Raw genomic sequence first — 22854 nt, 5'->3', positions numbered from 1 at the left:
AAAAACCTGATGACACAACTTCACCTGTTACAACCGATAACGCACCAACAGATTGGGTGAATAAAGATGTTACCGTTGACTTAACTGCAACTGATAATGATGGGGGTTCTGGTGTTGCTTCCACCTATTATCAACTAGATAATGGCTCCACACAGAGTGGAAATACAGTCCAGATTTCTGATGAAGGAGTCCACACTCTAACCTATTGGAGCGTAGACAACGCCGGAAATGTAGAGACTCAACATATCACTACTGTAAAAATTGACAAAACGGTACCTGTTACAACCGATAACGCACCAACAGATTGGGTGAATAAAGATGTTACCGTTAACTTAACTGCAACTGATAATGATGGGGGTTCTGGTGTCGCTTCCACCTATTATCAACTAGATAATGGTTCCACACAGAGTGGAAATGCGATCCAGATTTCTGATGAAGGGGTCCACACTCTAACCTATTGGAGCGTAGACAATGCTGGAAATACCGAACAATTTAATACAAAAACAATTAAACTAGATAAAACAGCTCCTGTGCTAAACATCAGTTTAGACAAAACAACAATATGGCCGCCTAATCATAAAATGGTTCCGATTACAGCTACAATTAATGCTTCTGATGGTACATCAGGAATCAATTCAGTAGTGTTAACATCCATTACCAGCAATGAAACACTTCAATCTGATGATATTCAGAATGCAAATTATAATAAACCTATTAGTGGGTCCACTGACTCCTTTAGTCTTCGTGCAGATAGACTGGGAAGTGGAAATGGACGTATATACACTGTGACATACACTGTTAAGGACAACACAGGGAATGTTACAACCAAAACAGCTACTGTAACGGTTCCTCATGATCAATCAAAATAAATTAAGTAGAAGGGGTCCCATCCTCTACCTCTCACACAGCCTTTGGGGGCCCGCCCCACATCCATCAACTTAAGGATTTAGACTATTTTTTTATGAATATGCACCAAAAACAAGAGTTATCTTTATTTGCCGAAGAGTTAGATCGATTTTTCTCATTTTGGGGGTATTTGTTTTTCTTAGCTTGATAGGCATGTGGTGGGACCTCACATCCATCAACTTAAGAAATTATTTGTTCTCCAAAACGAAAAAAATGAGCCGAATTCTATAAATAACTGTAAAAAGGTGAAATTTTCATTTTGGGGTGGTTTCAAATCTTTAATTTGATGGACATGGGTACGGAAACGATTCAAAGAATAACCCACCACAACCGAAAATTTCTCCAATTTAGGCGGGTGTGTTTTCTTATATTTTATTTTGCAGTTTCCTATATAGAGCTGTCTTGTGTAGCAGCTGAAACTTTTTCTTCATACGTAATGTCTATCCCAATAGGGTTTACTCTATTGGGATATTAAGCTAACTATAAGAGAGAGGGAAAACGATTCGGAGTATGAGGGGCCACTCTAGAATTTAATTACAAATCAAAAAAGAACTTTATTCAAAGGGTAGCGTCAGCTTCAATTCATCAGATTGAATGTGAAAAAGAGCCAAACCCGTCATAAATGTTTCCGTAACGCATTTATTTAATATGAAAAGTAATTTTTGGAGGTGAGATATGTCAGAAGAAAATGAAATTCTACGTGCTACTGCATTAGATCCAAGTTTGATTGGTCCTACTTTTTCCTCTACTCCACCATTTACGTGTTCAACAGGACCAACAGGTTCAACAGGTTCAACAGGTTCAACAGGAGCAACAGGAGCTACTGGTTCAACGGGACCAACAGGAGATACTGGTCTAACAGGTTCAACAGGTCCAACGGGTTCAACAGGAGCAACAGGTTCAACGGGACCAACAGGAGATACTGGTCTAACAGGTCCAACGGGTTCAACAGGAGCTACTGGTCTAACAGGTTCAACGGGACCAACAGGAGATACGGGTCCAACAGGTTCAACAGGAGCAACAGGAGATACTGGTCTAACAGGTCCAACGGGTTCAACAGGAGATACTGGTCTAACAGGTTCAACGGGACCAACAGGGGATACTGGTTCAACAGGTTCAACGGGAGCAACAGGAGATACTGGTCTAACAGGTCCAACAGGTTCAACAGGACCAACAGAAATAAGCTGTATTAGAACTGATCCGAATAATGGATGTTCTGTAGCAGAAGGAAGTGATACTATTGCAAATGGATTTGCCTCACATGCAGAAGGTAGGCAAACGGTTGCTAATGGAATCGCTTCTCATGCTGAGGGAGGAACTCCAGATATTACCTTATTTCCAGCTCCGCAGGCGTTAGGAGATTTTTCTCATGTAGAAGGAATTGCTACAAGTACAACAGTCGGTGGAGCTGGTGCCCATGCGGAAGGTTTTGGTACAACAGCGAGCGGACCTGTTTCACATGCTGAGGGATCAGAAACGACAGCGAGCGGACCTGCTTCGCATGCGGAAGGATTTAGTACAACCGCCAGTAATGGGGCCGCACATGCTGAGGGATCAAGAACAATAGCTAGCGGAGGATCTTCTCATGCCGAAGGTGGTGGTACAACGGCAAGTGAATCTTTTTCTCATGCGGAAGGGCAAAATACAACAGCGAGTGGGAACTCTTCGCATGCGGAAGGTTTTGGTACAACAGCGACTGGACCTGCATCCCATGCGGAAGGATTTAATACAATTGCCAGCGGATCTAATTCTCATGCCGAAGGTGGAGGTACAACAGCGGCTGGTGTTAATTCCCATGCAGAAGGTTCGAATACGACATCGAGTGGTACTAATTCTCATGCGGAAGGAAATACTACACAAGCCCAAGGAACAGATTCCCATACGGAAGGTCAAAACGCGTCTACAGGACCATTGGCAACTGCTGCTCACGCGGAAGGAAATGGTACACAAGCAAATGCAGATAATTCCCACGCTGAAGGGCTACAAACAGTTGCGAGTGGAATTAACTCCCATGCGGAAGGAGAAGGGAACACGGCAAGTGGAAGGGCTTCGCATGTGGAAGGCGGTGGTGTTGATCAAAATGGTAATGTAGCATTTTCATTAGCTAGTGGATCTAGTTCCCATGCGGAAGGAGTGAATACGACTGCCAGTGGATTTGGTTCCCATGCTGAGGGTGGGACTCCTGATATTACAATTAATCCAGGCTCACAAGCAACGGGTGACTTTTCTCATGCGGAAGGTTCTAGTACAACCGCAAGTGGAATTTCTTCCCACTCAGAAGGAACAGGTACAACGGCAAGTGGATTTGCGGCCCATGCTGAAGGATCAGGTACAATTGCTAGTGGGGATTTATCTCATACTGAAGGATTGAGCACAACAACAAATGGTTTCGAAGGAGCCCATATTATGGGTAGAAATGGAGCTGTTAATGCTACAGATGGGGATCCAACTTATTCGTGGAATGTAGCTTTCGGAGCAGTTGCCTATGATGTTACAGGTCTAGTTGGAAAACTTTTGAATAACGGCAATATGTTTGTGGATGGAGCATATTTAACTCCAGCAGGTGATTACGCAGAAATGTTTGAAACAGCCAATGGAAACCCGATTGATGTTGGCTATTTCGTTACTGTGTCGACAGAAGATAAAGTCCGAAAAGCCGCTTCAAATGATCTATTTATTTTGGGAATAACAAGTGCAACACCAGGTCTGCTAGGAAATAGCGGATGCTTACGCTGGCAAGGAAAATATCTGACTGATGAATGGGGACGAAAAAAATATCATGAGGTTACCATTCCAACTCAAAAAGATGGGGAAGGAAATGTAATCACTCCAGAAAGAAAAATAATGCAGCCTATCCTCAATCCAAAATGGAATCCGCATGAAGAATATACCTCTCGTATAAATCGTACAGAATGGGTAGCCGTCGGATTAATTGGTCAATTACTAGTTCGAGATGATGGAACTTGTGAAACCCATGGATATTGTTGGTCGAATGATGATGGAGTTGCAACAAAATCGGAGAAAGGATACTTTGTATTAAAACGTACAGGTCCTAATCAAATTCTGATTTTGGTTCGTTAGAGAACGAATATAGTGTAGTTATTTTAAATGATCTTTTAACTTGATAGCAATGTGGCGGTACCCCACATCCATCAACTTAAGGATTTAGACTATTCTTGAAGTTAAAAGCACGTTACTATTCTCTTATGTTAATGAGAAAGGGTGACGTGCTTTTTATGAATATTCATAAAAAACAAGAGTTGTCTTTATTTGCTGAAGAGTTATATCGATATATGTCTCCCGCTACACTTAATCAATTAGCTATAGAAGCAGGCGGAATGAAACGAAAACGCAAGTGCCATGGGCACCATTTTTTATCTTTGTGTGTATGGTTAAATCAACAAATCGCTACTACCTCTCTTACTCAACTTTGTAGTCAATTAGAAACTTCAACAGGAGTTTTATTAAGTCCTGAGGGGCTTAATCGACGATTTACCTCGGCTTCTGTATCCTTCTTTCGAACTGTATTTACTACACTTCTACAAGCTAAAATTGGAGGATTATCTAAGATTTCTCATGTCCTTTCTGCTCACTTTGAGCGTATTCTTATCCTTGATTCTACAACATTTCAAGTGCCGGATCGATTTTGCATCTACTTATCCTGGTGCCGGAGGATGTAGTCATAGAGCTGGTGTAAAAATTCAACTAGAGTATGACCTGTTGAGTGGAGAATTTTCTGATGTGAAAATTGAACTAGAAAAACGAAGTGATCAAGCGTATGGTGCGACTCGAACAGATATGGCACAAAAGAATGAACTATATATTCGTGACCTAGGATATTATCGTTTACAAGACTTTAAATCTATTCAAGATAGGCAAGGATACTATTTATCACGTCTTAAGTTACCAACTAAGATATATAGAAAAGAGTTCGAAACAGTCGTATTTAAAACAAAACCCGCCCAACTGAGGCCGGTATATATACAAATTCATTTAGAAGGAATCATGAACCAGTTACAACCTGGCCAAGTGTATGAATTACATGATGTATATGTAGGGAGCAAAGACAAATTACCTACTCGCATTGTGGTTTATAAATATACGGAGGAGCAAAAACAAAAACGCCTACGTGATCGAGCTATTCGTGAAAAGAAAAAAGGAATTATATATACAGAGCGTACGAAACTTCTACAAGGAATTACGGTATATATGACAAACATTCCTACGGAATGGGTACCAAAAGAGAAAATCTATGATTTATACTCACTACGTTGGCAAATAGAACTGTTATTTAAGATATGGAAATCCTGGTTTCAAATTCATTGTTGTAAATCTATTAAACAAGAGCGATTAGAATGTCATCTTTATGGACAACTCATTAGCATCCTATTATGTTCTTCTACAATGTTTAAAATGAGAGAACTCCTGTTGCGTAAGAAACAGAAAGAGCTAAGTGAATATAAAGCGATGTACATAATTAAAGATCATTTTTCACTTTTTCACCAAGCATTACACAAAAACACCCAAGAGCTATCAAAGGTTCTCCTTCGTCTGTTTAACCTCCTACAGCACAACGGACGAAAATCTCATCGATACGAGAAAAAGACAGTCTTTGATATTTTGGGTGTTGTGTATAAGTATACCACTTCTACTCATCAGGTAGCATAGTAAAAAAATTGAAGCCTATCAGGGTTTATTTGATATGCCTACTTTTATAAAATCTATAAAAGATAATAAAAAAACTATATGGAAAGACCGCATTTTGTATAAAAATATACCCTAAGTTGATGGATGTGTGGTGGGCCCCCCATAAGGTTGTTTAAAATTCGGCTTTGGAGATATTATTAAATACGTTCAACATCCAAACTAAGCCAAGGTAATTACAAATGAAAGTGTCCTATTAATATTTCAAAAAACACCTAATCCCATTCTCTTGCTATATTTTTAGTTAACCCACTTGACTATAACGCAACGTCATAGTGCATAATTTTAACTATATTAAATAAGGAGTGAAAGAAATGAATATAAAATCATTACGGTCAGATAAAATATATCGAAAAATTTTACAAGCTCCAAAAGAGGAAAAGGTTGAGTTATACAGGAAAGAAATGTTGGCTCCGTTTATGGGGAAATGGGAAATTCAATATGTTCCTTTTAAAGCTGAGGAGCCAAATGGTTTTGATGTTATTACATTGAATAATATAATGAGCATTTCTCCTAATCAGATTACAAATGAGATTACACCAGAACTAGAATTGATTTCGTCTGATTCTTTTTGGTCTGAGTGTAAAGAAGTTGTTAGGAAAAGCCTTCATTTATTTAGAGAGCATGATGTGAACCTTCGTGTATCTGATTACTTATTCACGATTCTATTAGGGAATCCCAATAGTCCTTCATTAATGTTAAATGAAGGATATAGCGGTGATGGAGGTATTCCTGGCTATATTTTGTGTACATTTGTGCCAAATGAATACACAATCCCTCGAATGAAAGCGGCTTTAGCACATGAATGTAATCATAATGTTCGATATCAATTTATTCAATGGGACCATACTGTTACTTTAGGTGAATTAATTGTTAGTGAAGGTTTAGCAGAAAATTTTGCTACTTCTATTTTGGGGGAAGATCTACTCGGACCTTGGGTATCGAAAACAACTATGGAAATGCTTAATAGACGTATTAAACCTGTGCTCAAGGATCAATTACAATTAACAGGATTTGATAAAATTGCACCGTATCTTTATGGTGACGAATTAGCAAAACTTCAAAACTATATACCAGTAAATATGCCTTATGCTGCTGGTTATGCCTGTGGATACTATTTAATTAAATATTATTTAGAAAAAACAGGTAAAAATATCTTTGAAGCCACAATAACTCCTGCCAATCAAATACTAGATGAAATAAAGGAATTTTGGGATGAAGAAACAATTTTTAACGGTTAAAGATATTGTGCAAATTACAGGCATAACAAAAAGAACCTTACAATACTATGATAAAATAAATTTATTAAAGCCAATTTACTTAACGGAAAATGGTTATCGACTCTATGATAAGAACAGTTTAGCAAGACTTCAAATGATTCTATTTTTTAAAGAAATGGACTTTTCTCTACAGGAAATTGCGGAAGTTTTGAAACTTACGAGAGAAGAACAGCTACAATTATTAAAGAAGCATAATCAAACTTTATTGTTAAAAAAACAACATTTAGAGACAGTTATTACTGCGGTGGATGAGTATGTATCAGGAAAGGATATCTACAATTTAAATATTTTTAATAATTCATCTATTTTGCCATTACAAGAACAATATGCTCATGAAGCGAAATTCATCTATGGAGAAACAGAAAAATACAAAGAATTTGAGGAGAAACTGAAAGAACTCTCTCTTAGTGAAAAAGCGAACTTATTTCACGAATTCGAACAAAAAATGGAAAGGGTGTTTAGAAAAATTGCTTCCTATATTAATCAATCACCTACTTCCGATGAAGTACAGCAATTAATTGTAGAGTGGAAAAGTTATCTCGAACAATCTATTGTATGTGACTCTGAAATGTTGACATGTATTGCAAATACGTATAAATTTGATAATCGATTTAAAAATTATATAAATCAATTTAGTAATGAAGACTTAGCTGAATTTTTATATAACGCCATTATACATTATATCAATCAAAAGAAGCATTAATGTCGTACTTTTATAATAGGGGTCACCTTACATGGCCATTAACTTAAGAACAGAATTAAAAGAAGCTTTCGTTTACCAAAAAAAATATTTAAAAAAGGAGTATTTTCATATAAATGTGCATGCTAAATAAGCCCTGGCTAGGTCTAAAAATTATACAGTTTTTTTGCCCTCTTAATCCAGTATACTCGTAAACAACACCCAAAATATTCTCATATGGGTGAGTTTTTCGTCCGTTTTAGCTAGAAATATGTCCATAAACTGTGTATATAAATCATGGAGGGTAGTTCAAAATCTAAAACCGGGATTCGTATCACAAATAAAGGATATTTTCAGAAAAAATTCACAAAATCCATTGTGAACTGTTTGTTATGTTAGAGTTTCTTTAAGTTCCTTTTATGAAAAACTGTATTTTACAAATACTACAAGTTCATTTAGGTGAAATAATAATGGAAAACCATCGTTGTATAATCAATTTATTATGAGCATGCAAGGAGGCTTGTTAGGAGTGAAAATAAGCGAACTAGCACGATTGACCAATGTCAGCATACGATCCATCCGGCATTATGACAATAAAGGACTTCTAAACGCCGATAGGTTGGAGAACGATTACCGGGATTTCGACGAATCGGCCATAGAACGAGTCAAAGCGATTCAGTTATACTTGAAGCTTGGATTAACAGCAGATGAAATTAAAGCGTTGTTCAAGAGCGAAGCGGCAAATCCTGACGAGTATGAATATTGCGAGGAGATGCTGGAAACGTATGAAAAGAAGCTAAGCAATGTGAATTATCAAATCGAAGCACTTCATGGATTAAAGAGATTACTGGAGAGGCAAATCGCTTTAACAATTAAGAAAAAGAGAACTGTTTAATGTAGACATGGCCCCTGAGCATGATGAATCGCTCCGGGGTCATTTTTGTTTGTGTTGACATTGACACTAGTGTAATCCTTTATGATTTACTTAATTTCATCTGAAAGGGGTTTTTCCATTGAAAAGTAATAGCCAAAATGAGAAAAATGGTTCTGAAACTACAAACGCGGTTGGGAACCGAAAATCGGTAACAGTCATAGGACTAGGTCCGATGGGTCAGGCGATGGCAGGCGTTTTTCTGGAGCACGGGTACTCGGTGACCGTGTGGAACCGGACTTCAAGTAAAGCAGATCAGCTTGTAGCAAGAGGAGCCATTAGGGTGTCCACGGTCAACGAGGCATTAGCTGCTAACGAGCTGGTAATCCTTAGCCTTACAGATTACAATGTGATGTACTCTATTCTGGAACCGGCTTCTGAGAATTTATTCGGTAAGGTGCTCGTTAACTTGAGTTCGGATACCCCGGAAAAAGTTCGCGAGGCGGCTAAATGGTTGGAAGACCGTGGAGCATGGCATATTACTGGAGGGGTGCAAGTTCCACCGTCAGGCATAGGTAAATCGGAATCTTACACATACTATAGTGGTGAGCGAGTGGTCTTCGAGGCTCACAGGGAGACCTTGGGAGTGTTAACAAGTACCGATTATCGGGGCGCGGACCCCGGATTAGCCATGCTATACTACCAGATACAGATGGATATATTCTGGACGGCAATGCTTAGTTACCTTCACGCTCTTGCAATCGCTAACGCGAACGGCATTACGGCGGAGCAATTCCTACCATACGCTTCAGCGACGATGTCGTCACTGCCGAAATTTATAGAGTTCTATACCCCGCTTCTCGATGAGGGTGAGCACCCTGGTGACGTGGACAGACTCGCAATGGGCTTGGCGAGCGTTGAGCACGTTGTTCATACTTCCCAAGAAGCCAGCATCGACATCGCCTTGCCAGCAACTGTTCTGGAAGTCTTCAGGCGCGGCATGAAGACTGGTCATGCCAATGATAGCTTCACCAGCCTCATTGAAATCTTCAAAAATTCCGATATTCGTTCATAAAAAATAGGCCATTCCTTTCGGGATGGCCTTTAAAGGGGCGCGGAAACATCGTCATCATTTTTGAAAAAAACACGCTAAGCAAAAAATACAATGAGTTGCCTATATGGATAGCTCATTTACATAATTATCGTTCTCGGTAGTTAATTAAATAAATTATGATAGATCCCATCACAATATCACCGTCTATAGTTAGGGGACCATATAAAACACGATCAGATAGATCATCTGTTTTATGAGGGTAGCAGTTTATCGTTATTCATATTTCTCTGACCGTATCTTTTGTTTATCAGAGTTTTTTAATATAGTCCTTTCTTTAGGAGGGAAGAATCAAGCTAGCCACAACTCCTGCATGGTCAGAAGGCCATAGTGCCGTTGGTGTACGATCCTCTTGCTCTTCTCCTACAACGTCCACTTTTTCAACTTTGAAATCGCCTCGAAAGAGAATTAAGTCTATTCTAACAACTAGTTGCGAGATCAAATTTAATACATTAGCATCTTGGCAACATGTTAATCCATTGCCTTTTCCTGCGATAGTCCATGTATCTTTAAATCCAGCATTTATCAAAAGATTGTAAGATGGACCACTGCCGTCAGAATTTGAGTTGAAATCCCCTATGAATACTAAGGGAAGATCAGTCGCTCCAGGGCCAGTTAAAAGTTCGCGAGCTTGAGCCAGTTGTATTGGAAGTGTTTGGGGGATTCCAGGTGTAATGGGTTGTAAATGAGTATTTACGAGTCTAAATTTCTTTCCGGATATTTCGACATCAACAGATATAAAACCAAATAGGAGTTTTTCAACATTACCGCCAACTGGAACGGGAAGAAAAGCTTCAAAAATCTTTGTTTGTATATTTGAGAACTTAAGTCCTGAATTTTTTCGCACCAAAATAGCATCTCGATCTACAAATCGAACGTTGAAGCCGGTGCTACTAGGTAACGTAGCATCCGTAGTGTCCACTATTGCTAAAACTTCATAATGCAATCCTCTTTTTTCTAACTCCTTGAGAAGAATCGAAACAAAATCATACTCTACTGCTACTTCAGAATTTTGGGGTAACAAAAGTTGCCATATTGCTGCTTCTTGAAGACCTATTATATCTGGTTTTTTTCTTGTAATTTGATTAGCAATAGCCCCTGCTCGTACCGGAAAATTTGTTGCTTGAAACAGTGTAAAGACCTCAGTAACACGTTGTGGGAGTTGCTCTGGAGTGGTTCCTGCTAAAGGCGTTAAAATAGTTCCAAAATAGATGTTCCATGTCATGATCGTTAGTGGTCCTTGGGGTTCTGGAATTGGAGGGACAGCAGGTGGAAAAGCAGGAAAAAGTCTATGACAGCATCTTTGTTTTGAAAAATATGAGTTCAAAACAATTCATCTCCTTTTTTCGAAATTTAATATAATTATATGTATTCGAATCTAGTACTTTGGCTTGTATGTTTGGTTTACGCCTAATAAAATTCATGATGTATATCTTATACATATTCGGTTAACATAACGTCCTATTATTGGTAGTTAATACATCTAGAAGTCTACAAAAATATCCTCCAGTTAAGTACTCTGGAGGATATTCATATTTACATCATCATCCTTAAAAGAAGTCACACAAAATGAAACCTCTTTAGCGCTCAAAAAGGCTTACTCTTATCTATTAATAACTGTACATCGTCTTGCTCCTCTACAGATTAAACGCTCGGCTTCTCTTAATGAAATTGGAACAAGTACAGCTTCATCAACATCGTCTTCTACATCAAAAACCGCAAATGCTTCCCCACCCACGATTAAAACACAAATGAATTCTACTTCTAAATCATCATGAGACCTAGGAATACAATTAGAAATAGTACAACGTTGAATACCCGCTGCTAACAATGTTCTAGCTTCTTGCTCAGATATTCGAATAAAAACAAATTCCTCTATGGCTACATTTCCAACTTCCACTTCAATTTCTACTAGAAGAAAGAATCTGTTTCTAATTCTCACTATACAATTTGCCCCAATTGAAATAATATCTTCATTCATTCTTTTCACCTCCTTTAATACTATAAAATTCATAAAGAGGTGAAATGGTGTGGACAAGCAAACAAAAAATTTGTTTTTTTGAAATGTGAGACATCAGTTAACAACTATCATCAAAAAACAGAAAAAACAACCTACACAACAGGACATTTTTTCTGTTTTTAGTCTGTATACGATATTCAAAATTAGTTAACATAACGTCTCATTATAAGAACTAAGCCTTTTCTAAACTATTAATCTCCTTCATAAGTACAGGCAGCTAGTCCAATATGTTAATAGTATATTGGACTTGAATTTGTTGTTTTAAATTTTTATATTGAAAGGAATAATAGCATGTCAAAAAAATATATTTTTGATTACATCGTAATTGGTGCCGGTACTGCCGAAGGGGTAATTGCTAAAAAATTAACGGATGATAAATGTACTTCCGTGCTTGTTCTTGAAGCGGGAACGAATATGCCAAACAGTAGTCCTTCTATTGCGACAGCAGTAAATTTAGCTAATGATAATAAGATTTCCTTTAACGTTTTTTCTAAAACAGAGGAAACTATTAGACGGCAGCTTAAATTATCGGGTGATCGATTAATTGGTGGAGGCTCGCAACATAATTTTATGGCTGCAGTACGTGGCAGTCGTGATCTTTATGATGCATGGGCACAATTAGTTGAAAGTAACGCATGGAATTACGATAGTATTCGCTCATTATTTATTGAAAATGAAACGTATACAGGAATGACACAAAGCCCTCAAGAACGTGGAAGTAACGGCCCTATTTTTATTAGACAACAAAACATTCCTGATTAAGGATTAATCCAAACCGTAGCACAAGCCACTTCAGATGCTTTAAATATACGGATTGTTTAATATTATAATGCAAATATAATAGAATGAAGAACATGATAGTGATTGAATTGTAATTCTTTAATTGCTTGTTATACAACTTGTTAAAAACATTCTGGACATAATAGAAAAAACGAAGGAATTAAGAGAAGAGAAAAATGAAGAAAGGATAGAAAATAATAAAATAAAAGCCCTGTGGTTCGTCGCAACCTACCAAGAAGCAAATGAATCACAAGACGCTAAAACAAGGGGAGGGCAACCTCCCTCTTCTTTAAATTATAACACAATTACCAATCCTAAATACATATGGAACATTAACGTTAATCCCTATAAATAAAGTAAGTGACAGGTCTAATATAAAAAACAATTAAAAATTTTAGGGGAAATTTCTAAAAAACTTAGTTTCTTAGTTAAAAGTAACAATAATTCAAGTAGAAGTATTATTTTTGAACTTTATAAATATTGAACAAGGGAGAGGAGATATTTTTATGGATTCAAAAACTTATGAAAAGCTACAGGGACTACGTAGATATAAAGAGCCAATTCAAGCAGTATTGAGAACGGTTAAAAGACACGATAAAGACGATCCAGATACTGAATATGCTGAGTTTGCCCTTGAAAATGGTAAGATTATAGGTATTTGTAAAAAAGAAGACTTCTCTGATTACTCTTTTAGAAGTATTACTCAATTCACAGGTAATATTTTTAATGTAGTAATTACACAAATGTCTGATGAACTGGATATAAATAAAGTACAGGTTTCAGTAAAAGAAGCTAGCAGGAGATCGGCAGATGCGTTAATTCGTGAGTTAATAGAATTGGAGCAAGATGAAAGACTTCAAGTACCTACTTACAAAGCTGAGGTAACTGGATATAACATGAATGCTCAGGTTCCTACTATATTCTTACGCATCAATGGTGCGGAATGCTTCATGAAATTACATGAACTAAACTATGGAAGAGTGTATAAAAACGCTGTGGATCGCTATGCACCAATTGGTGAACGTATCCCAGTTAAGGTTCTACAATTTAATCCAGAACAGCGACTAATCCACGTTTCTAGAAAAGCTGCCGTGGAAAATCCTTATCAGTTATTATCTGAATTAGCTGAAGGGGATACAATTGTAGGAAGGGTTGTAAATGTTGACCCGCGTTTTGGTGTTTTTGTTGAATTGGACCAAGGCTGCACAATTAAAGGAATTGTCCCTAAAACAATCGAACAGCCAGTATTGGATGACGTAGTAAGTATGAGAATTGTAAGTGTGGATGTGGAAAAAGAGAGAGGGTCGGGGGTTATCTTTAAGTTTCCATTTGGACGCAAAAAAGTTAACGATCCAACGGCGTTTTTATATAACTAATGGGTGCGCCGCAGGTTTCCGTACAAGAGAATGGAAAGGCGGTTCAATATTGGCTTAATAGGGACGAATCGTTATCACTTTGGGATGACCCCTCTTTACAGGGGGGACCAATTCTTCCAGATAAATTTAAACCCCTCACAGATTTACGTAGTATATATGACAGAATTAATTCAGGTTTTATAAATGAAAAGGACAATTTAATATTAAAGCTTATTTGGGATTCATTAGCGATTACTGAAGCTCAAATTAAAAATTTTGTGGAATCTAAAATTAGTAGGTCACAGGTTTCAGAATCGCTGAAAAAACTGGTACTGTATGGATTTGTTAGTAGATGGGAGATAAAATCGGCGCTATTTCCGGATCAGCCCAAAACCTCTGCTCCAATCACTTTAAATACTGCTGGTCATTTGATGATGTGGGCTTATCATAACCGTAATACAAACTATTCTTTAAAGCCAGAACAGTGGTTAAGGCTTGGAGTAGTAGGGGTACAAAGATTTGTCACTATGAATCAAATAAAATATGAGTTTGCAGTAGGCCAACAGCTATTAAAAAACTGGTGCTGGTATCCAAAGCTAAAAGGTACTGGTAATGGTTATAATCCAATTGCTGTTGGAGAAATTAAAACTCCAATTGGAAATCAAAACTTCATATTTGAAAGGGTACAACAAGGTCAGCGATATGCGCAACATTTAAAATCGCGATTGAAAATTTGGGAAGATCAGATTCAAAATGGACCAAATAATTTATTGAATTTCGAAAACACGAAGAGTTTACCAGGAATTTTTATATTATCTATATCTAATCTCGCTTTAGCAGAACATGTTAGAATGGAGCTAATGTTAGACTTAAGAAAAATTCCTATAATGCTTGTAATAGATGAATGCATTCACAGTGAGGGATTCGCAAAATCTTTTTATATCTCAACTCAAAACGGAATTCAGCAAGCACCGTTACCATTTTTGAGATAACAAGAGCTGCTTCAGGTTAATATGCTGAAGCAGCTTTTTGTTGTTCTAACGATGAATCGATATGCACAGCTCAACTTTTGTTTGAGATATATCTAATTTCATTTTTTATAGATTTCAATTAGAGTTGTTTTAATGAAAAAACAATGTGTTGAATAGATAATTAAAGAAGGCTTTTCTACTCATTACTAGAATGAAAAGTAATGTATAATCTACTGTCCCTAAATGTAGCAAGGAGGAAGTAAATTTGAACAGGAAAATTTGGTTTATATTTACTTTTTTAGCTATTTTAGTAGCTAGTTATGTTGTTGTCCAATATCTTATTATGGATGGATTTCAAACAGGGCTGGTCAAAATGAAGCTTATGTTCGTTTCTAAATTAAGTATTTTTTGGTACATTATGTTATTTATACATATTACAACTAGTATAGTAGCGTTAGTAATCGGTCCGTTTACATTATCCGCAAAATTTAGAGGAAAGAATATCAACCTTCATCGAATAGTTGGAAGAATCTATATGATTGGTATATTATTAGGCGGCGTTTCAGGACTGTACTTATCCTTTTACGCTATGGGGGGATTGGTAGCAAAGCTTGGTTTCGGTTTGTTATCCGTATTTTGGCTAACATCAGCATATCAACCATTAAATAGAGTTAAGAATAAGAAAATTCAAGACCATCGAAATTGGATGATTAGAAATTATTCCTTAACCTTTGCGGCAGTTACATTAAGAATTTGGCTACCTTTGTTTGTATTGCTATTTGGAGTAGAGCAGTTTGACCTTAGTTACGCTGTTATTGCTTGATTAGCGTGGGTACCAAATTTAATTGTTGCAGAATTATTTATAAGACAAAGACTTAATAAAGGGCAATACCAGGAAAATGAGGATTTACATTTTTGATGCAAATCTGATTTTATGTCGAGGGTTGAATTCCTCAGCAATTCAATATTTTTTAATGATTTTTCCCGTTGAGATTATGGAGTAAGCTATCGTGACATTAGGGGAAAAATAAAGGAACTATTGGAGCGGTGAACTAATCGCCACTTAGCAAAGTATGATGTGGGAACCTTTCAGTTCCGCGAAGAAAGTAATCTTTCATCTCCCTAAGTGTTACTTTTTGGGGCCCTCCTAGATGTCCGACGCTTTGACGCTCTCTTAGTACTGTTGATATTTTACGCAGGAACCGGATGGATTGTTTTTCGCACCCTGTTTACTTCTTGCAACCCCATATATCAAGTTATCAAAGAACTTCATATAGCTAGTTTATCAAATGTTTTGGTTATGCCAAACCGAAATTCATTTTCCATTTAACCACTTCACATTCTTTGAGGAAAGAGAATTCTTCGCCAAAATGGTAAGAATCTATTTGATAGCAATGTTTAACGGGCTTATATAATCGGTGTTTATTTGTTAAATAGTTTAGAGAGGGGGATATAATTGTGAAAGTATTTTTATCAAGAGATGCAGCGATGAACATGGATTTAAGACAACTTGAAATGAATACTACGTATGCACTTGTAAATTATGGCGAACCAAAAACTGCTCTTATGAAGAAAGTTCAAATAAATATTACTAAAATTGAAGATGTGAAACTTAAAGTAGAAGTGATTGAAGAGAGAGAGGGGCCAAAGGTGTATGGTTTCTCAATTAAAGACTTTTTTGATGAACTAGTCAAAGGAGTAGAAAATCATCCGAAATTTAATCTAACATACTATGACATTGATGGTGCTAAAGCTATTGTTTCTTATGATTTCACTCTCAATTCAAAGGCATCTGATATAGAGATTAATAAATTTATCGATTTTATAGAGGGGCAAATTACTGGAGTACATTTAGAAGTTTTTAAAGCTTTTAATTTACCAAAAAACAAACCAGAATAGTTAGATCATGTCGTAATACGTAAGTAGAACACTTAAAATGATTAATCTTTTTTATAAAAACTAAAGGAATTCAAAATTAAAACCCGCACATTTTGATCAAACTTTTTCAAAGTGTGTGGGTTTCTTCTATTTTATGAAATCAATATTTGCAGCAATACTTTGATTAAACTTTTTTACAAAAATTGTATAATGCTTCACAAAGTAGGGAGCCATTTTGATCAATCTTTTTCAAAATGGCTTCCTTTTGCTTCTTATCAAATAGAGGTTTGTAAAACATTTCTGATTAAATTTTATTCCAAAACAATATATAACACTTTACATCATTCTTCTTTCGGAAGTACGATTCTTTTATACAATTGAGCTGTAATGAAGTAATAAATCGAGTAAATCACTACGAAAATAACAATTGGTAACCAAATACGAAAATATGGATCAATCAAAATGACTCTGAACATGTTCATACCAACTAATACATGAACAATGCCAACAACTGCTGGGACTAAGAACACAAAGAATAACTCCTTATAAATCGATTGTGTTAATAATTCTCGGCGTACACCGATTTTACGAAGCATTTGATAACGTGTGCAATCTTTGGATGCACCAGACAAAATTTTAAACATCAGGCAACTTGCCATCATTGCTAAGTACGCAATTCCGACGAAAAAGCCCATGAACATTAATCCACTGAACATACCATGAAAAGAATTATACATTCGATATTTACTCTTCAGTTCTTCAGGTTTTATACTTGTATATTTCGCTAACTGTAATTCGTCAAGATGTTTCCATTCTTTTAAATATGTTTTAAAATCATCTGTTTTCCCAATAAACACAGTACTTTCTCGGCCCTTTATACTATGGTACATGTTTTTGTCTACAATTTTTATTTCATGATCAGGATACATATAATATGGCTGGATTGTCTGGAACGCTTCACCCCATTGTTGCGGTGACTTCTTCATGTTTTCACCAATTGGCAGCTCTTCTGACACTCTCTTTGTTTTCCCATAATCTTCTCTTTCGCTTCCATTTTTTTCTACTAAAGGACGATTTTTCTCTAAATCATCTTTTAAATAGTAAATAGACTGACCATCTATTTTGTAATGATATTCAAGCTCCTCTGTAAATAAGATAGTATTCAAAATTTTCTTTTCTTTAGCTGTTGGATTATGAACGACTGAATCGTAAATTTCACTACCATTAACCATTTTTATTACGTTGTTTTTAAATGCCATACCACACGCGATTCCACCAGCACCAAGAGCCACTAAGATTGCTACTGTTGCAAGCACATTTGTTAGGCCATTAATGCGGAAATTTAATTGTGCAAAAGTAAAAACATTAAGGCCTTTTTCACTACGTTTTTTATTACTCTTTAACTTGTTAATCATAACTGGGAGAAGTGATCCAAATATAAGGTAAGTACCAACGGTTGCTGTGATTAATCCAATGGCCATTAATCCCAGACCAATTAGCGGGTTTGCATGTGACATATAAATCAGTGATGCATAACCAATACCCAATAAAATCACACCAAGGATTGCAACTACAACTGTCATTTTTCCTTTTATGGCGACACATTCTGTTTGTGCATCTGCATGTACAAGTTGTAATACAGAAAAACGCGCTAGCTTAATGCTACTTATACTTGCTGATAGTACAAATAATGCAAAGAAAAAGATGCAAGTAACCGCCATAGATGGCATGTAAAATGCTTGATAACCACTAACAGGAAGTTCTAATTGTTTCATTAGTAACTGACCGATACCTTCTGCGAGCCCTACACCAACTGTAATTCCAATCACAAGAGATGCGGCACCTAATATAATTGTTTCGATAAACATAAGTAAGGTAACTTTATGCTTTTTTGCTCCTAACATCATATACATACCAAATTCTTTTTGGCGAAGAGATGATAAGAAAGAGTTTGCATATAAAATATAAAAAAATGTGATAAACGCTAACAAAAAGGACCCAATTTTAAATACAAACACAATATCTCTAATAGAAGAGTTAGATTCAAGGAACGCCTTATTGAGTGCTAATGTTTGAAACATATAAAAAGTTGAAATAGAGACAATAAGACCAACAAGTAAGACAATGTAATCTTGCAACTTATTTTTTAGGCCTGACATGGAAAGCTTAAATAACATGATTGAACTTCCTTCCTTACACTTTTTGTGTACTTAAGTTTGCAAGCACGTCTAAAATTTCTTTATAGAACTCTTCACGTGTACCACCGCGATAAATTTCTTTATATAGCTCACCATCTTGAATGAATAAAATACGCTGACAGTAACTTGCACTATATGGATCATGAGTAACCATCATAATGGATACGCCTTGCTCTTTATTTAAGTTTGTCATCGCATCTAGTAAACTAGCTGCATTTTTAGAATCAAGAGCTCCTGTTGGTTCGTCTCCTAAAATAATTGCTGGTTCATGAACTAACGCACGTGCTGCTGCGGAACGCTGCTTTTGTCCACCAGATACTTCAGATGGATACTTTTGAAGTATTGCTGAGATTCCTAACATATCAGCTACTTTTTCTACTTTCGCTCCTATACTTCGTGATGAGAAACCTTGAAGTGAAAGTGGAAGTGCAATGTTTTCATAAATAGACAGGTTTTCTAACAAGTTAAAATCTTGGAAGATGAATCCTAGTTTTTGTGAACGGAAATCAGAAAGCTCACCTTGCTTCATTTTCGTAATATCCGTTCCTGCAATTTCAACAACGCCGCCTGTCGCTTTATCAAGCGTTGAAATTACGTTTAATAATGTCGTTTTACCAGAACCAGATGGTCCCATAACACCAACAAATTCACCCTCTTGAATGGAGAATGATACACCTTTTAACGCGTGTGATTGGTTCTCTCCTTTTTTACCGTATACTTTTTGGATGTTTTTCACATCTACAACTGATTTTGACATCTATATCCTCCTATGTTTCTTTTTCTATTGTGAACCCTTGGAGCCAAACAGCTATTGGTTCCTATTACATTGAATAGTTGTTTTTCCACTAATGCATAAAAATATCTACAATTTATATATATGTGTATATAGATTTAATTGTATTAACGTTGCATTTAGGCATGATGTTTCACTGCGTCTTCTGTTACATAGTACATAATCTTTGGAATGAAGAATGATGTAAATAAAATGCTAAAATAATGTAAAGTAATCAGTGTGCCTTTTTTCATCATATTTACCTCCTAATAATTATTTTGTAAGATAGTTTGAATTATAAATAGAAATTCTTAATAAACCCTGTATATATTTATTAAGTTTTCTTAAGAAAAAAATAGAAAGCTTTCGCACTAAAGATAAAATTTTAGATTTTTAGGTAGGTTACAAATTTGGTCTTTTTTTATTTTGGATCAAACAAACTTACCTTATTTTTCTATAGTTTGGGCATGTACATCAAAGTGGAGGGGGGCAGAGGGGAGTGAGAAGAGTCCTATATGAATTATTTGCTAAAGAAAAAAACATTTCCAATCATATCTAACAAATACATTGTTTTGTATCAAACATAGTCTTTTTTTATGTATAGTGAACGATAGCATTTAGCCAGCACTGCCTAAATATTCTCTCTTGCTTATCTGTGTATACTATTTAAAACATTTACAACAACAAAAAAACACTTCATAAAATTTTGAGGAATTTTATGAAGTGTTTCGTAAAGGGAGCACGGAATTTTAATTTCCGTACATAAGTAATGGATGTTCAACAACAAAAGTCATTCGTCCGTCTATATATTCTGCAGTAATGGTACCATTGTGAAGGTCCACAATTCTTTTTGAGATTGCTAGTCCAATACCAGTTCCCTGCTTAGTCATTCTAGCTTTCTCTCCCGTAAAGAATCGTTCGAATACTTTATTTATATCACCTAAGAGAGGCCTTTCTGTGGTGTTTGATATTTTCAAAATCGCATTATTATCAATACATTCGAGATGTATTGATAATTCAGATGGCTCTGAACTGTATTTTATCGCGTTTATAAATAGATTTTCATAAACGCGGACCATTTTATCTATATCTATGAAAACCAGTATCTCTTCATTCGGTATGGATGTTTGGACATGTAAGCTTTTCTTTTCAAATATAGGTATGTATTCTCCTATTATTTGTTGTAATAAACCTGTCAGATCAACCTTATTGAGATTTAGCATAACATCCGGACTTGAAACACGAGTATATTCAAACAGCTCATCGATTGAATGTTTCAGTCTCTGCGACTTTGAATAAATGGTTTCAATATATTCTTGAAGTTGTTTTTCATCGTTATATTTTCCCTTTTTTAACAAATCTAAATAACCAATGATAGATGTCAAAGGTGTACGTAAATCATGAGATACATTTGTAATGAGTTCATTTTTTGTCCGTTCTAATTTTCTTTCATATTCAAATTTATTCTCTAATTCTTTGGACATATAATTGATATTTTGTGCAAGAAGAGCCAATTCATCCCCGCTATCTATTCTGATTGTTAACCCTAGTTCTCCATTAGCAATATTGTGAACACTCTCGGTAATAAGTTTCAAATATAGTAATTTTTTTCGCAGCAGTAACAGCAATGCTCCAATAAAAGTGAAGATTATCACTGAAAAAAAAGTTAGTATAGAATAGAAAGGTGAGAGTTCATTATATATTGGAGTAAAGATAGTTATTATTATCACCCCAAATGAGGTGATAAAGCTAATTCCTACCGCAAAAAGTAGTTTTACAGCCAATTTATTTTTAAATTGAAACATCCTCATATTTTATATCCTACTCCCCAAATGGTTTTAATATAGATAGGGTGTTTAGAATCTTCTTCTATTTTATCTCTAATTTTTGTAATGTGTACCATTACATTGTTATTCGATTTATAAAACTGTTCCTTCCAAACAGCTTCATATATTTTTTCTACACTTAATACCATCCCTTTGTTACGAGCAAGAAGTTCCAGTATATCGAATTCTTTAGGAGTGAGCCTCACTTCTTGATTTTTCACCCATACTTGACGTGTATCTGTATTTATGGTTAATCCTACCATTTCGATAGTGTTTTTATTCTTGTTCGTGTCAGTGTTATATTTTTTATGTCTTCTTAATTGGGATTTAACTCTAGCAATTAATTCTAGTGGGTTAAACGGTTTTGATAGATAGTCATCAGCACCAGAAGTAAGTCCTTGAATCTTATCCATATCTTCTGATTTTGCAGAAAGCATGATAATGGGAATCGTTTGTTCTTCCCTAATCTTCAAACATGCTTCAATCCCATCCATGTTAGGCATCATAACATCTAAAAGTATGAGATCAAACTCTTTTTCTTTCAATAATTTCAAAGCTTCAATAGCATCTTCAGCTTTTTGTGTTTGCAAACCTTCATTTTCTAAATAAACAGAAATAAGATTTCTGATGTCTTTATCATCATCAACAATAAGAATTTTACCTGACATAGTATTCACCCTTGTTTTTATATTGAACTGTTATAGATATACGCTAGTAGTACATTTCTAAGGTTCCATTTCATATCTATTTTAGCAAAAGATTGATATACAAACCTTTTTAAAATAATTCCTAATATATTAAACTTTATCTATCGTTAATAAGATTGCTTCTAAAACAAAATAGTCTACATTAGGAATATAAAGTCTTGCAAATGGTCGTCGGTATTTTCCGTAACCATCTGTTCCTAGTCTATATTTAACAGTATATTTTACTTGTTCAAAATTTCAACGTGCTATCTCTAGTTTAAAATAAACACATAAAGAAAGTAGGGTGAAAATTCTTAAGGATTCTTAAGAATTGAATAAAGTATGTAATGTTTTCCGTTACAAAGCTTTTGAAATTGGAACATATATTGAACTAATACACCGTATGAACATAAATGTAATACTCGTAAAATTTCATCGGATTTAATAATAATAAATTAAAAGATGAAACAATATTTAAAACTACATGTATTTGTTTATTAGAAATAAAGTCACTATGTTTAAAGAAAGATATGACGTTGTAAAAAATGGGATCTTCAATCTGTTCAAATAGGGGTTATGAAATGTTAAATTATGGTTTGGAACATAATTGTATGGTATTATTATATGGAAAATTACAAATGTTTGTGAACTTTAGAAGGGAATTTTTGTGAAAACTATAAAAAACAAACTGTTTTTCAGCATAGATACTATAGGAGCTATGATTTGTATTATCATGCTTATTATTAGTCTTGTTAATTTTAGAACATGGATACATCCATTTTTATTTTGTACATTCGGATTAATATTTTTACTTAAT

15 protein-coding genes and 3 pseudogenes are annotated in these 22854 nt (G+C 35.5%); 12 read left to right on the top strand and 6 right to left on the bottom strand.

Features of this window, described 5'->3' with window-relative positions:
* From JDS98_RS07755 to JDS98_RS07725, 7 genes and pseudogenes are all read left to right on the top strand, one after another.
* On the top strand, window positions 1–869 hold an 869-nt coding region (locus JDS98_RS07755), incomplete at its 5' end, for an OmpL47-type beta-barrel domain-containing protein (protein WP_374191394.1).
* Between the two features lie 712 nt (window positions 870–1581).
* On the top strand, window positions 1582–3987 hold the full coding sequence (locus tag JDS98_RS30860) for a peptidase G2 autoproteolytic cleavage domain-containing protein (protein WP_199633752.1): 2406 nt from the start codon (window positions 1582–1584) through the stop codon (window positions 3985–3987).
* Window positions 3988–4142: 155 nt separating this feature from the next.
* Window positions 4143–5574 (top strand): annotated as a pseudogene (locus JDS98_RS07745) (IS4 family transposase).
* A 350-nt stretch (window positions 5575–5924) separates the two neighbouring features.
* Window positions 5925–6851 (top strand): DUF2268 domain-containing putative Zn-dependent protease, encoded by a 927-nt coding sequence (locus JDS98_RS07740; RefSeq protein ID WP_097959543.1) that lies wholly within the window; start codon window positions 5925–5927, stop codon window positions 6849–6851.
* Window positions 6826–7593, top strand: coding sequence for a MerR family transcriptional regulator (locus JDS98_RS07735; RefSeq protein WP_199633751.1), 768 nt, complete (start codon window positions 6826–6828; stop codon window positions 7591–7593). The genes JDS98_RS07740 and JDS98_RS07735 overlap by 26 nt, the downstream gene beginning before the upstream one ends.
* A gap of 505 nt (window positions 7594–8098) precedes the next feature.
* Window positions 8099–8464, top strand: a complete 366-nt coding sequence (locus tag JDS98_RS07730) for a MerR family transcriptional regulator (protein WP_016514119.1) — start codon at window positions 8099–8101, stop codon at window positions 8462–8464.
* A 118-nt stretch (window positions 8465–8582) separates the two neighbouring features.
* Window positions 8583–9515 (top strand): NAD(P)-dependent oxidoreductase, encoded by a 933-nt coding sequence (locus JDS98_RS07725; protein WP_199632764.1) that lies wholly within the window; start codon window positions 8583–8585, stop codon window positions 9513–9515.
* Between the two features lie 313 nt (window positions 9516–9828).
* Here JDS98_RS07725 and JDS98_RS07720 read toward each other — a convergent pair whose 3' ends face one another.
* On the bottom strand, window positions 9829–10878 hold the full coding sequence (locus JDS98_RS07720) for an endonuclease/exonuclease/phosphatase family protein (protein WP_199633750.1): 1050 nt from the start codon (window positions 10876–10878) through the stop codon (window positions 9829–9831).
* 276 nt (window positions 10879–11154) lie between these two features.
* Window positions 11155–11532, bottom strand: coding sequence for a hypothetical protein (locus JDS98_RS07715; RefSeq protein ID WP_001001283.1), 378 nt, complete (start codon window positions 11530–11532; stop codon window positions 11155–11157).
* 330 nt (window positions 11533–11862) lie between these two features.
* Here JDS98_RS07715 and JDS98_RS07710 point away from each other — a divergent pair.
* The 5 genes and pseudogenes from JDS98_RS07710 to JDS98_RS07690 form a co-directional block, all read left to right on the top strand.
* Window positions 11863–12330 (top strand): annotated as a pseudogene (locus tag JDS98_RS07710) (GMC family oxidoreductase N-terminal domain-containing protein); the annotation flags it as partial.
* Between the two features lie 527 nt (window positions 12331–12857).
* Window positions 12858–13727 (top strand): RNA-binding protein, encoded by an 870-nt coding sequence (locus JDS98_RS07705; protein ID WP_199633748.1) that lies wholly within the window; start codon window positions 12858–12860, stop codon window positions 13725–13727.
* Window positions 13727–14698, top strand: coding sequence for a hypothetical protein (locus tag JDS98_RS07700; protein ID WP_199633747.1), 972 nt, complete (start codon window positions 13727–13729; stop codon window positions 14696–14698). The genes JDS98_RS07705 and JDS98_RS07700 overlap by 1 nt, the downstream gene beginning before the upstream one ends.
* A gap of 244 nt (window positions 14699–14942) precedes the next feature.
* Window positions 14943–15596: pseudogene (locus tag JDS98_RS07695) on the top strand (DUF2306 domain-containing protein).
* A gap of 539 nt (window positions 15597–16135) precedes the next feature.
* A complete protein-coding gene (locus JDS98_RS07690; RefSeq protein WP_098711879.1) occupies window positions 16136–16576 on the top strand; it encodes a hypothetical protein in 441 nt (146 codons plus the stop codon).
* A gap of 320 nt (window positions 16577–16896) precedes the next feature.
* Here JDS98_RS07690 and JDS98_RS07685 read toward each other — a convergent pair whose 3' ends face one another.
* From JDS98_RS07685 to JDS98_RS07670, 4 genes are all read right to left on the bottom strand, one after another.
* Window positions 16897–18732, bottom strand: coding sequence for an FtsX-like permease family protein (locus JDS98_RS07685; protein ID WP_199633746.1), 1836 nt, complete (start codon window positions 18730–18732; stop codon window positions 16897–16899).
* A gap of 16 nt (window positions 18733–18748) precedes the next feature.
* Complete coding sequence (locus tag JDS98_RS07680) at window positions 18749–19510, bottom strand: ABC transporter ATP-binding protein (RefSeq protein WP_199633745.1); 762 nt, start codon at window positions 19508–19510, stop codon at window positions 18749–18751.
* A 764-nt stretch (window positions 19511–20274) separates the two neighbouring features.
* On the bottom strand, window positions 20275–21336 hold the full coding sequence (locus tag JDS98_RS07675; RefSeq protein ID WP_199633744.1) for a HAMP domain-containing sensor histidine kinase: 1062 nt from the start codon (window positions 21334–21336) through the stop codon (window positions 20275–20277).
* Window positions 21333–22019 carry a response regulator transcription factor gene (locus JDS98_RS07670; RefSeq protein WP_199633743.1) on the bottom strand — a complete coding sequence of 229 codons (687 nt, stop codon included), beginning with the start codon at window positions 22017–22019 and terminating at the stop codon, window positions 21333–21335. The genes JDS98_RS07675 and JDS98_RS07670 overlap by 4 nt, the downstream gene beginning before the upstream one ends.
* Window positions 22020–22854 lie beyond the last annotated feature (835 nt).

It is taken from the genome of Bacillus cereus group sp. N11, from assembly GCF_016483605.1.
Taxonomy (GTDB): Bacteria; Bacillota; Bacilli; order Bacillales; family Bacillaceae_G; genus Bacillus_A; species Bacillus_A toyonensis.
This window is presented reverse-complemented; position numbering and strand designations above follow the sequence as displayed.

Excerpts from the sequence above, each read along its gene's own strand:
- JDS98_RS30860 (WP_199633752.1), top strand. The coding sequence starts at position 1,582 with ATGTCAGAAGAAAATGAAATTCTACGTGCTACTGCATTAGATCCAAGT.
- JDS98_RS07740 (WP_097959543.1), top strand. The coding sequence starts at position 5,925 with ATGAATATAAAATCATTACGGTCAGATAAAATATATCGAAAAATTTTA.
- JDS98_RS07735 (WP_199633751.1), top strand. The coding sequence starts at position 6,826 with ATGAAGAAACAATTTTTAACGGTTAAAGATATTGTGCAAATTACAGGC.
- JDS98_RS07715 (WP_001001283.1), bottom strand. The coding sequence starts at position 11,532 with ATGAATGAAGATATTATTTCAATTGGGGCAAATTGTATAGTGAGAATT.
- JDS98_RS07705 (WP_199633748.1), top strand. The coding sequence starts at position 12,858 with ATGGATTCAAAAACTTATGAAAAGCTACAGGGACTACGTAGATATAAA.
- JDS98_RS07700 (WP_199633747.1), top strand. The coding sequence starts at position 13,727 with ATGGGTGCGCCGCAGGTTTCCGTACAAGAGAATGGAAAGGCGGTTCAA.
- JDS98_RS07685 (WP_199633746.1), bottom strand. The coding sequence starts at position 18,732 with ATGTTATTTAAGCTTTCCATGTCAGGCCTAAAAAATAAGTTGCAAGAT.
- JDS98_RS07680 (WP_199633745.1), bottom strand. The coding sequence starts at position 19,510 with ATGTCAAAATCAGTTGTAGATGTGAAAAACATCCAAAAAGTATACGGT.
- JDS98_RS07675 (WP_199633744.1), bottom strand. The coding sequence starts at position 21,336 with ATGAGGATGTTTCAATTTAAAAATAAATTGGCTGTAAAACTACTTTTT.
- JDS98_RS07670 (WP_199633743.1), bottom strand. The coding sequence starts at position 22,019 with ATGTCAGGTAAAATTCTTATTGTTGATGATGATAAAGACATCAGAAAT.